This is a genomic window from Chitinophaga sp. CCNWYY40 (assembly GCF_037483205.1).
Classification (GTDB): domain Bacteria; phylum Bacteroidota; class Bacteroidia; order Chitinophagales; family Chitinophagaceae; genus Chitinophaga; species Chitinophaga ginsengisegetis.
The window spans coordinates 1,417,216-1,430,168 of sequence record NZ_JBBHLF010000001.1; the positions used below are offsets into that span (position 1 = coordinate 1,417,216).

At 43.2% G+C, this 12,953-nt stretch carries 6 protein-coding genes; 2 read left to right on the top strand and 4 right to left on the bottom strand.

The window, feature by feature from the left end; translation table 11 throughout:
• Positions 1–172: 172 nt before the first annotated feature.
• Together V7S65_RS05665 and V7S65_RS05670 are read left to right on the top strand one after the other, a co-directional pair.
• On the top strand, positions 173–3,358 hold the full coding sequence (locus tag V7S65_RS05665) for a ligand-binding sensor domain-containing protein (protein WP_336385905.1): 3,186 nt from the start codon (positions 173–175) through the stop codon (positions 3,356–3,358).
• 1 nt (position 3,359) lies between these two features.
• Positions 3,360–4,124 (top strand): response regulator transcription factor, encoded by a 765-nt coding sequence (locus tag V7S65_RS05670; protein ID WP_336385904.1) that lies wholly within the window; start codon positions 3,360–3,362, stop codon positions 4,122–4,124.
• Between the two features lie 20 nt (positions 4,125–4,144).
• Here V7S65_RS05670 and V7S65_RS05675 read toward each other — a convergent pair whose 3' ends face one another.
• The 4 genes from V7S65_RS05675 to V7S65_RS05690 all read right to left on the bottom strand — a co-directional run bounded on the left by V7S65_RS05675 (position 4,145) and on the right by V7S65_RS05690 (position 12,943).
• On the bottom strand, positions 4,145–6,067 hold the full coding sequence (locus V7S65_RS05675; RefSeq protein WP_336385903.1) for a RagB/SusD family nutrient uptake outer membrane protein: 1,923 nt from the start codon (positions 6,065–6,067) through the stop codon (positions 4,145–4,147).
• Positions 6,068–6,104: 37 nt separating this feature from the next.
• Positions 6,105–9,398, bottom strand: a complete 3,294-nt coding sequence (locus V7S65_RS05680; RefSeq protein WP_336385902.1) for a SusC/RagA family TonB-linked outer membrane protein — start codon at positions 9,396–9,398, stop codon at positions 6,105–6,107.
• Positions 9,399–9,864: 466 nt separating this feature from the next.
• On the bottom strand, positions 9,865–10,968 hold the full coding sequence (locus V7S65_RS05685; RefSeq protein ID WP_336385901.1) for a glycoside hydrolase family 88/105 protein: 1,104 nt from the start codon (positions 10,966–10,968) through the stop codon (positions 9,865–9,867).
• Positions 10,969–11,254: 286 nt separating this feature from the next.
• Positions 11,255–12,943, bottom strand: a complete 1,689-nt coding sequence (locus V7S65_RS05690; RefSeq protein WP_336385900.1) for a hypothetical protein — start codon at positions 12,941–12,943, stop codon at positions 11,255–11,257.
• Positions 12,944–12,953 lie beyond the last annotated feature (10 nt).

Genomic DNA, 12,953 nt, shown 5'->3' on the forward strand with positions numbered 1-12,953 from the left:
TTTGATAACAGTTAGTTGAATGACAGCCTATCGAAGTTTTATTGATCAGGCATTATGTTCAATCTTTTGACGAATCGTACCAAATATCCGGTATACACTGCAACAAGTGATACGATTTTATTTTAAAACCCATAGTATCTTGATATCATTATTTATATTTGAATTCAGTATTATGAAATTGTCCGGTTATATTGCTTTGCTGAATTTACTATTCCACGTTACCATTTCTTCCTGTTATGGGCAATATTATTTTAGGCACTACCAGGTGGATGATGGGTTAGTGCATAATGCGGTAACCGCTGTAATACAGGATAGTAAAGGTTTTATATGGGTGGGAACACGTGGGGGAGTGAACCGTTTTGACGGGTACTCTTTTAAGGCCTACAAAAACAACAATGATAAATTCGGTAGCCTGGGAAATGATGTTATTAATTGTATTGCCGAGGATAAAAACAGGATGATTTGGATAGCTACCGGCAAAGGCATTTTTAAATATGACCCGTACAAAGAAGTGCTCACCGAACTGGAAACCGTCCCGAAAGAATATACCAACAACCTTGTAATAGACAATAATAATAACCTGTGGTTCCTCATTCAGTTTTCCCTATATAAATACATACAGGCAGAGAATAGGGTGGTGGACTTAAAAACAAAAGCATCCTGTATTGCACTGGATTCAAATATGAATTTATGGATGGGTGATAATGATGGTAATATCCGTATTTACAACCCCAAAACAAAGCCTGGTTCCCGGATAAGGATTGTTAATAAAAGTTTGCCTGCAAATGCCAGGTCTATCAGCAAAATATACCCTATCCGTAATAACGAACTATTAATAGGTTGTTTTAAGCAGGGTTTAAAAAGCTATCATACCAAAACCGGCATTGTCAAATCCCTATCACTGGATGCTGATAAAAATACGGACATATTTGTCCGCGATATTGCAGCAGGTAATGATGGGCAATACTGGATCGCTACCGAATCGGGAATTTACATTTACGACTTAGCCGCCAACAACAGCATAAGCCTGAGAAAACGGCCAGGCGACCCTTATGCCCTGGCAGATAATGCTGTGTATGCAGTATGCAGGGATAACCAGGGTGGTATGTGGGCCGGTACTTTTTTTGGCGGGTTAAATTATTATTCAAAAGTCAATGCGAGATTTGAAAAATATTATCCGCTGCCGGGTGCTAATGCTATTTCAGGAAATGCGGTAAGAGAGATATGCGCTGACAGCAGTGGCCACCTATGGATCGGCACGGAAGATGCCGGGATTAACAAATTGGATTTAAAAACAGGGTTATTTACAAACTATACAGCTACAGGTCAAAAGGGAAGCCTCTCTTACGCTAACATACATGGCCTGCTTTCCTGGGGGAACGGATTATTTATCGGCCCCTTTTTACAGGGCATGGAAATAATGGATATGCGTACAGGGTTGATTACAGACCGGTTTAAACTTATTGGTGATAAGAACGGACCAGTGAGTGATTTTGTAATTTCCATCTACCGGACAAAAAACAATAAACTGCTGGTGGGTACTGCATACCGTAACGCCGGACTATTTGAGTACGATACACAACACAAAACATTTAAGCGTATCAGCGAGATACCATACAACACTTATGTGTACGATATATTTGAAGACTCAGAAGGAAATATCTGGACAGGCAGCGTAAAGGAAGGCGCATTTTATTATAATCCTGCAACCGGCCTGCGCGGGAACTTACGTTTTGGTGATACCACCAGGGGAAAGACTATTAACGAATTTCCCGTGTATAATATTTTTGAAGACAGCAACCATGCTTTATGGTTTGCCACAACCGGCAGCGGGCTTATAAAACTAAGCCATGACCGGAAAACCATCAAGAGATATACAACCGCAAACGGCCTGCCGGGCAATGTATTGTACAGCATCCTGGAAGACAATTCAAAACATTTGTGGATCAGCTCGTCCAAAGGTCTTATTTGTTTTGACCTGCGTACAGAACAGGTAAAAGTGTACACACAGGCCAACGGGCTGATTACAGACCAATTCAATTACAACTCGGCTTATAAATATACCGATGGTAAAATGTACTTTGGCTCCGTTAAAGGTATGATTGGTTTTGACCCGGCTTTATTTAATCAAAAAGAGCCCAGTCCACCTACCTATATTACAGGTTTCCAGATTAATAATACAGAAGCAGCACCAGGTGGGCATAGCAGCCCCCTTTCCCAATCTATTTTATACACAGACACGGTTATATTGAAATATGACCAGAACAATTTCAGTATTGAATTTGCAGCGCTAAACTTTTCGTCCCCCGAAGCAACGCGGTATAAATACCTGATGAAAGGTATTGACCAACCCTGGACCTACCTCAATACAAATCGTAAAGCCTATTTTACCGATCTTACCCACGGCACCTATGAATTTATTGTTCAGGCTGAAAGCAACACCGGAAGCTGGACCGGCAGGGAACAGCGGCTGTTCATCAAAATTCTCCCGCCTTTTTGGAAAAGCAACCTCGCTTATATTTTATACCTGCTGCTCTTAGGTACTGTTATATTCATCACAGACCGTTTGTATCGTCAATACCTTGAACGTAAAAATCTGCGCAAGCAACAGCTGTTTGAACACGAAAAGGAAAAAGAAATTTACCAGGCCAAAATCGAATTTTTCACCAATATTACACATGAAATACAAACGCCGCTTACGCTTATAGCGGGGCCTATAGAATGGTTGAGCAAAAAATTTGATAAAGATCCGGATGTTAAGAAAAGTCTCTCGATAGCTGAAAGAAACACCCGGCGCCTGATAGAGCTGGCCAGCCAGCTACTCGACTTTAGAAAAACGGAAGCGGACCAGTTCAGCCTGAATTTTGTAAAAACAGATATCGTTGGACTCATAACCGATCTGGTAACCGGCTTTAAAGGACAGGCTGCCGGTAACAATATTGCCCTGGATATAGTATTACCGGAAAAACACTTTACGGCTTTTGTAGACAGGGAGGCGCTCATTAAAATATCTACCAACCTCATGTCAAATGCCGTTAAATACGCGGCTACCAGGGCCACTGTTAATATACATACTGTAAACGATTCCGATGAATATTTTAAGATTAGCTTTCACAACGATGGCAAAGGCATACCAGGAGAGTTTAAAGACCAGATATTTGAACCCTTTGTAAGGGGACGTGGAAATGATAAACCGGGAACCGGTATCGGGCTGGCGCTTGCCAGATCGCTCACAGAGCTGCACAACGGATCGTTGCGATTGATTTCCGGCGAAACTGATTTAGTTATATTTGAACTGCAGCTGCCCATACATCAAAAATTTGAGTTTCAATTAAGCAGTTGGAAAAAGATAAAATAGTATGACCGAAAGTATTCTTATTATTGACGATAATGAAGATATCCTGGATTTTTTATCTGTTGTTTTGGGAGATGCCTACCGGCTGCATCTTGCCACCAATGGAGAAATTGCACAAACCATTTTAGATAAAGAAATTATTCATCTCATCATATCAGATATTATGATGCCGGGAATTGACGGATTTGAGCTGTGCCGGCTAATTAAATCCAATGTTGAATACTGCCATATCCCCATCATTTTATTAACGTCTAAAAACACGTACAAGGCTCACATCGAAGGACTGGAGGTAGGAGCAGACGCCTACATACAAAAGCCATTCTCATCAGAATTGCTGCAGGTACAGATTGCCAACCTGCTTAAAAACCGCCGTAAAATAAAGGACCACTTTGCCAGTTCGCCTTTTGAGGATGTAAGGGTAATGGCGCATTCAAAAACTGATGAAGCCTTTCTAAAAAAACTGGATGAATATATCAGGGCAAATATTAAAGACTCCAATATTGATATTGATATGCTTGCCGGACACATGTTCATGAGCCGCACTACACTATATCGCAAAATCAAATCCTTATCCTCGCTATCCCCAAAAGAGCTAATTGATATCACGCGCCTTAAAACAGCCGCTAATTTAATTGCCAGGAATGAATTTTCATTTTACGAAATTTCAAAGATGATAGGTTATAGCTCGCAAAGCCTTTTCAGCCGCAACTTTCAGAAGTATTTTAAAATGTCGCCCAACGAATACTTTGATTCATTGCCAAGAGAGTAAGCAAAGCTTACTCTCTCTTTTTAATTTTTGGTTTCGTCATTAACCGCATCTTCCCATTTCGTCCACATCTCCACATTCTGGCCATAACCGTTATAACCAGGGTTTTGGCGCAGTTTTCCGTACAGGTTTGCATCGATCGCTGATTGAGGAATTGGCCAATAGATATTATGTGGTGCTATGGTATAAGATCTGCCCTTTACAGTTACTTTGTTTTTGTTGTAGTAATTGCTGTAATGCTGTATGCGTTGGTACCAATAATTGTTGTCTGAAAGGGTATTCACGTTATAGGTATTTCCCCATTCATCTGGTTTACCACTTAAAGCCAGGCTATACGACATACGGCTTAGCTCCATGTGCCGCCATTCTTCCATCCATAATTCACGGGCACGTTCGTTGGCAATGTCACCAATAGTAATGGTAGTGTATAGCTGCTGGCATTTAGCCCGTTGTCTTACAATATTAACGTCTGCCACCGCTGCGCCTATATTCCCTTTGTAGAATTCGGCTTCGGCACGAAGCAGATAGGTTTCTGCAAGACGGTAGCAGTACCAGTCGGCAGCGCCTCCTCTGTTGTTATTACTTGCAGCGTTGCCAATATGATCCGGATCATTTACAAAAACTTTGTAATGCGGCCAATCGAACCAGTTGCGTATCGTATCGCTGCACAAAAGTTTGGTACCATTATAAAGTCGAAGGTTTTTACCGAAATACAACGCATCTGAAGGATCATTATATTTCATGGAATCCATTCTTGCCCAATTGCCTACGCTACTGTTGTGTCGCAGATCCCCGGCATCATTAATCCCGTTTACATTCCAAAGGTCATGCTGCGCAAAATAGGTAGGGCTGATCATGGCAATACCGCGACCCAAAGCCGAGTTATAATCGAGGTTAGCCCGGTAAGAATTGCTTGATGAAGCGTAGCATTGCATAAATTTTCCGCCAGGAGAAACTAATGTAGAAATATTCCACATCGGCCCCCAATTCCGCATTGTACGCATTTTTATTGCGGCATCCGTATTATCGCGGTTGGGCATTGCGAGAATGGCTTCTTTATTTGTCATGATACATTTATTCACCGGGCGGTGCAGGTCCCATATCACGTTACGCGTAATATGCCAGGTGCCTTCCAGCGGGCTTTCAAACGTGCCAAATGTAGATGTCATTAATGAATAACCTGAATTATTGATTAAAGAATCGGCTTGCGCAATGGCCTTGTCCCATTGACCGGTGGCCAGGTAGCATTTGATCAGCAACTGCCGGCAGGCGCCTTTATTAATCATTCCTATGTAAGACATGCTTGACTGATCAGGCACCCATTGCACCGCATCTTCCATATTTTTGGTGATCATTGCTAAAATAGCTTCACGACTGGTGCTCTTATAGTTTTGCTTTGGAGTAGAAGGGATTTGGGTGATCAAAGGAACATTGTTAAACTGAAAGCACAGGGCGAGGTAACGAAATGATCTGTGAAAGTAGGCCCTGCCGATATATTCACGTTTTGTGGCTTCATCCAGGCCGGGAACTTTATCAATAAACGAAGTAATTGTATTGGCATATTTGATGCCATTATAAGTTTCTCCCCAGAAGAAGCTCAGCATGTTTACATCATTTGTGTACATGCCGTCTGTTGGAGTGAGGCGTGAAGCCACATCTGCGAAGATGTTTCCATCGTCTGTTTTACCGGATACCGCCATGTCTGACAACATATACTCGGTGTTAATGGGTACCGAAATATCCCTTGTTGTAATGTAACTCCAGTAGCTTCGCAGATGTTTGTCACACATTCCTATTGCAGCATCGAGCCCCGACCTGGTGGAGAATGTAGTTTCGGGCTCATAAAAAGATAAAGGATCCGGCTTAAGATATTTCTTGCTACAAGCGGCCATCGTGGCTGATACAATTACCACTAAGGAAATTTTTATTATATAGTTATTTTTCATTTGTAAATTTTTTATCTGATCTTAACCACCTGTAAGTTTATAATGTCACGTTTAATCCAAGTGTATAAATTCTCGGCGCCATGTCACCCGTTTCTATGTCCCAGTAGTTCCAGTTTTTATCCTTTTTCCATACAGCCACATTGCGAACGGTAACATATAGTTTCAGGTTTTCAATCCCTGCCCGTGAAATAAGTTTGCGCGGCATTGTATAACCAATTGTTGCATTGTCAAGCCTGATAAAAGAACGGTCGAATACCCTGTTCGGGGCTGCAACTCCGGAAGGACCTCTCGCATCCAGCCGCCCAAAGAAATCACTCGGGTTATCAGGCGTCCAGTATTTTTTTTCATATGTATTGGCATTGTACGTAACCGACGAAACACTGTTATCCTGGTTCAGGTAGGAGGTGCTTAAGCTTTTATTGCCCCAATAAGAATAGATATTAAAGGAGAAATTGAAGTTTTTATAGGTGAAATCATTTCGCAATGACCACATAGTTGGTGGGGTAGTCTGGCCGAGGAATTCTTTATCGTTGTTATTATAAACTGCCGTTGTACTTCCATCTGCGTTTTTAATATCGTCTGCCGTGTAATTATTGGCTACTTTAGGGTCCCCGGGCCGTTGGCCGTATTTGGCAGCTTCTGTGGCCTCGTTCACCTGCCATATTCCCGTTACGCGGTAGTTCCAGATGGCGCTGGCTGGTTGCCCGATAAACCATCCGTTGGATATATCATCAGATTCTTTTGAGGTCACCACATTGCCATTGGCATCTAACACATCTTCGTACCGGTAATAAAGATGTTTAATCGTGTTTTTATATTTCGAGAAACCTACTGTGGTATTCCAGCTAAAGTTGGGTGTTCTTATATTTTGTGTGTTGACTGAAATTTCAAAACCCTTGTTCAATACTTCCCCTAAATTGGTAGTGATACTGGTAAATCCTGAAAAATCGGGCAACGATTGGCTCATGATCATATTAGTTGTGGGCATGTAATAATAATCGAGCGTACCGGAGATCCGGTTATTTAAGAAGGCGAGATCCAGTCCAATATTATATGCGGTAGTTTTTTCCCATTGCAGATTGGGATTTGCCATACGGTCAATTCTTAAATAGTAATACTGGATATAATTACCGCTGGCATCTACGTATCCCTGCGTGGTGGCGCCATTAGCCAGATTGGCCAATGCTATATAAGGATTGGCAAGCGACCTGTTTCCGTTTTGTCCATAAGACAAACGCAATTTACCATTGCTCAATACATCCCATTTAAAGAATTTTTCATTACTAAAGGTCCAGGCCAAAGCTGTAGAGAAGAAGGTAGCCCGCGGATTCGAAGTGCCGAAGGCAGAATAGCCGTCACGGCGCACAGAGGCTGTTAACATATAACGGTCATCATACGAATAGAACACACGCGCAAGTATACCATCAGCAGTTTCATGAGAATCGTCCGTGTTAAAACTGCTGTTAAGCGGATCGCCGGTAGAAGTTTCATGAAATCCCAAGGCATCACTTGGCAATATATTACGTGCATTAATAGCATCACTCCAATAGCGCCTTTCTTCTGCTTCCTGAACCAGGGTTACATTTACCTTATGCTTTTGAGCAAAAGTTTTTTCCCAGCTGAGTGTATTATTCAAAGACCAGTCAAAACGTTTTGCCCAGTTCCGGTCAACACCATGATTAATGGGCAACCAGTCCGGATGCTCCGAGGATTCAAAATAACGGTTATAATACCACTGATACCTGGGAGAAACATTAAAAGAGTACTTGATATTAAAAGGCAATGTTACTTTGGCAGAAAGAATGGTATTCAGAACAGTATAGCCTCTTTCAAGTTTCATATACTGTTTATTGAAATCAAAATTATATCCTTTGCTGGCGGTCATTTCATCGCCCATAGGATGCACTTCCAGGTTTCCATCCTCGTCTCTGTAGGATGCGAAAGGACTGTTGTTAATAATCTGTGATCCCCAGTTAACCGCAATATTTCCGTCGGACCGGTCCTGGAAATTGACATTGGCGCTGATATCCAGCCAGTCGGTGACTTTGCCTTCCACTTTTAAGTTGGAGCGCACTGCCCTGTAATTATCACCCATAACCACTCCCTGGTTCGACAAATAACCTGCAGACAAATAATAGTTTATTTTATCACTGGCGCCGGATACGCTGAGGTTATAATCCTGGTTAAAACCGGTACGGAAACTATGGTCATACCAATCAAAGGTTTTACCTTTCAGATAGTTATCCAACGTTGTAAATTGAAGACCTAACCGTTTAGCCCGGATTTCGTTATCAGTTGCGTTACTTGTATTCGTTGAGTAAGCCCGCCATTCGTCAATGGTGATACCATATTTTTTCAGTGTTGCATCGGTTGGCATTTCATAGTATCCCAGTTTACCCGCTGTTGCCGTTTCTGCTATATAAGGTTCATAAGCTCCTGTTGCTGAATTGATGCCATAGGTAGCAGCCATATACCAGTCCTGGCGGTATTGCATATAACCTTCGGGGCCAAAAACCTTCCTGTTTGCCGCCATATCTGAAAGCCCGAAGTTGGTTGTCAGATTAACAGTCGGCTTCCCTTTTTTCCCTTTTTTTGTGGTGATGATAAGAACCCCGTTAGCTGATTTTGCGCCATAAATGGCAGCGGCTGATGCGTCTTTAAGGACATCAATCTGCTCAATATCATCGGGATTAATTTCAGACAATTCTCCATAGAAAATCATACCGTCCAGTATCAGCAAAGGATCATTATGCCCTCCATCCGTATAAACCGAACGCTGGCCGCGGATGCGTATGGTGCCTCCTCCTTTTGCAGAAGGGTCAAAACCTACACTCACACCGGGTGTTCCACGTATGATGTCCTGAACTGTTTTAGGATTTTCATCTGCAATCTTATTCGGACGGATAGAAGTTATTGCTCCGGTAAGATCTTTTTTCTTCATGGTACCATAACCAATAACAACTACATTGTTCAGGTCGTTGGTTGCTTGTTGCAGTATAATAGTCAGCGGTTTTCCATCCGGTATCACCTCTCTGCTGATATAACTTACGTGTGACGCTCTCAGAGGAACTCCTCTGGCAGCCTGAATGCTAAAATGACCCGATGCATCTGTTTTGGCAATCACTGTTGTTCCCTTTGCAGCAACGGTAACATCAGCGATTCCATGACCCAGGGAGTCAGTAACGCTGCCTGTTACAGTTTGATTTTGCGCATGGGTACAAACGGGAAGCAGCAAAAACAATAAGGCCCCGAATAATCCAGGCAATAGGAACATCTTACACAAAGAAGAGGCGGCCTGGCTTTTCTTTGGTTTTGTATAATTTTTCTCCATAATGATCAGTTAGTCGTTATCGCGGTGAAATTTATAATAGCTGTATTAGGTTAATATGCTTACGCCGTTAAGGCATGTAGTTCTTTGAAAGTTTTCATCCCTGGAGATACATGGAATATTCATCGGCGCGACTTTTGGAAGTCTTACCTACAGTATTTTCCAGGAAGGGGCAGATCTTTTTCTTCTTGTAGTTGTGAATTGATTGATCTACGGCTTCCTGGCCAATTCATAAGTGGACACGCCTTTTCCCTTTAGCGGAAAACTGCATAAAAAACCTTTGCCAGGCTGAATTTCAGCTTATATCGTATGCGAAGTAAAAATTCTTTTTTGATACGTTTTATTCAACTTTTTGTCGAATCATTCCAAAGTAAAGGAGATATGTAAATCAGAGGTAAACGAAAACAGATCTTCGGGTTAAGCCATTGGTGCTGGTAACCAGCACCAATGGCGGTATAAGACTCCCCGGTTATTTACCTAAAAGTGCAGTTGCGCACCACAGATAGGGGGCTTGCCCGTGAAGGTCGCCCGCATTACGTGGGCGGTCATGATAATATTGTTTATCATTCTTTTTGCCTGTACCAACACAAACTTCGGTTACATTATTACGTTCATCGATATACGAAACCATTGCCGTCCATGCTTTCCGTGCTGCCGGAGCATACTCAGCCGCATCTAGCCACCCTTGCTGAATGCCTGTAATAAATGCGTAGGTGAACATAGCTGTGCCGGATGTTTCCGGCCAGAAATCTGCTTCATCAATAAGCTGGTTCCACATTCCGCTGGGCCTTTGGTGTGCTTTCAGACTTTTCATCATGGTAAGATAACCTTCCATAATACGCGGGCGGTCTTTGTGATCTTTAGGCAGCTCACGAAGCAGATCGGGCATACCTACTGCCATCCAGCCAGCGCCTCTTGCCCAATAGTATGGAACATCCGGAGCGTGGTAGAAAAGACCGTTCGGGCGTTGCAGTTCATCCAGGTAGCGTACCATTTCTTTTGCTGCCCTATCGATGTATTTGCGGTCGCCGGTTACTTTGTAGGCTTCGTTTTGCACCACAGTAATCATATACATATCGTCGATCCACAAACGGGTTTGCCATGAATAGCCTTTCTCCGCCCAGGCTTTTTCATCCGGATTCGCGTTCTTGGGCACTTCCCACTGCGTATCGGCATAGGCTAGTCCAATTTTCTTATAACGTTCGTCTTTTGTTACCTGGTAGAGTTTCAGCGCAATGCTACCAAACATGTTGTAGTCCACATGATTCATGGGAGGCAGTAATACTTTTTCCCGGGAGAAGAAGGGTTCAAATTTATCCTGTAAAAGTTTGATAAGCTTTTGGTCTTTTGTTTTTACAGCATAGTCCAACGCGCCATTCCAGGTACAAACTTCCGCATAGTGAATGTACTTTCCTGCATAGAGTTCATGTCTGCCGTCCACGAAGTGGTAGGCCAGTCGTTTGCCCACCTCTTCGGGCGTAGATCCCTTTGGAAATTTGGTCAGAAGGTTCTGCTGGGCAAACAAAAATTGAAAAGATATAATTGCCAGCAACGATAAAAATAATTTACTCATAACGTTTTTTTTGTAGAACTTATTTATGTTTTAGTGGTTATTTCCAACACTTTGAACGATGGTCTCCATACACTGAGACCGTGCGAAGAAATAAAATATCCCTTTTAAATTTTGTTCAGTTTTTTGTCGATTTGATCCTAAAAGCAAGCGCGAGGAGGAATGGCATTGTCAGGTTGATATTTGCGGTTTGCATAGCCATAAAAAGGAGGGATCATACAGGTATCATGATATAGGCCCGCTGATAGAAGATCAGCGGTTCTTTATCATAACATAAATAGCCTGAAATTTACCTAGTGTGCTTAATGTCTGCAAGGTTCAGCCGTATCTCATTCTTTTCCGGTTGCAGGCGGAGCACCGCGCCGGTGGAAGGTTTTGAGAAGCTGCCTTTACTCGCGGATACATGGTAACTAAATGCATCAAAGCTGCCGTCTATCTGTTGCGGTGCAATGTTTGTGAATGGCAGCTTTGCGCCTGGTGCTGTTTCCAGGTCGAGGTACCAGCTGAGTGATTGATTACCTGTTAGTTTTATGGAAACGGTTTTCTCTTTAAGTATCACCTGTAAAGTTCCGCCCTGGCTGAGCGGCCACGATACCTGCACCGTTTCTTTATCCAGGTTTTTGAATAAGGGATCTCCGCCTTTTAATATTACTTCCTGTCCGTTAACCAATGCCTTTAACCGTAAGCCGGCCAGCTGTCCGGGTTTACTCCATAAATACCCGTCTACAACGGGTAATGTAAAGAACGTGCATTCATTGGAGGTAGCTACCTGTGTGGTGTAGATATCGGGAATATTTTCATTAAAGAGATGTATATCCCGGATACGGAAACTGCCGTCTTCCCATAATATATTCATCCTGTAGAAGCGGCTGTTGTACCACAATGTTTTACGGTTGCTTCCTTCCAGGTCTTTCGTAACGGAGAAGGAGGTAGGGGGTGTTACCTTGTAGTTTGCTTTGAACCATTGGCCGGATTGTTCCATAGTTTCCAGCCTGATCCTGCCTTTGTCTCTAAGGCCGGCGATCAGTGGCATCTGTATCTCAAAGCCTTTGGCCATGGCATCCCAGGTGAAAGAGTTTTCCTGTCCTGCCTGGGTGTAGTTAAAGTTCAGCGCGGGATCGTTGGTAAAAGTGTTGAAAAACCAGTTGACCCAACTTTCGCTGCCGCCTGCCTCCGGATACACTGGCTCCAGGGTGATCACGCCTTGTCTTTGTGTATTGATACCCTGGTCATACTGACGGATAGGGTCACTTCCCAGCATTCTGAAAACCGGCACGGGGATCTGGCTGGCGGCATTCTGGGCCGGCATATAGGAATTGATCTTACTTGGATAATAGGCCTGGTTCCAGTAGCCACCCCATAATGTATAGCCGTCGGTGCCATACTGGTCTTTACAATTTGCAGAAGCAACGATCCTGTATTTATCATACAGGTATTGTAAAGTATGTGCATCAATAAACCAGGAGGCAACGGACCGGGGATAATAACCAAATATGCTTTTAAAACTTTGCATATACGCATCTGCTATCTTTTCCCGTTCAGCAGGTGTATAGCCGGTGCTAAAGCCCACATCTGCGTGCCAGTCCCAGGGATAACGGCCTCTCCATTTCAGCCCGGCCTTTTCTATTAACGGTTGGGGAAGCTCCCACCAGGCGCCTATCTCAAATGAATCCCTGGGCAAGCTCCTGAGTAGTTCCTGGTAACGACGGTCCATCAGGGCATCGTACTGCAACAGGAATGTTCCTGTGAGATGATATTGCCGCATGATGTTCACCTGTTTTACCACGGTCTGGTAAAGTACATCTTCCGTGATACGTGGATCCCGTGGCTCCAGCAGGCGGATGAAATTAACGATGTTGACAATCTTCGGTTCCTGGGCGGCGGCTGTTTCAGACAGGCTGGTGAAACCTATACCTGCCAGCAGCAGCACCGCTATTGTTTTTATCCTGATCATATGTGCTATAAAGTAGTTACGCATGTTTATGGGG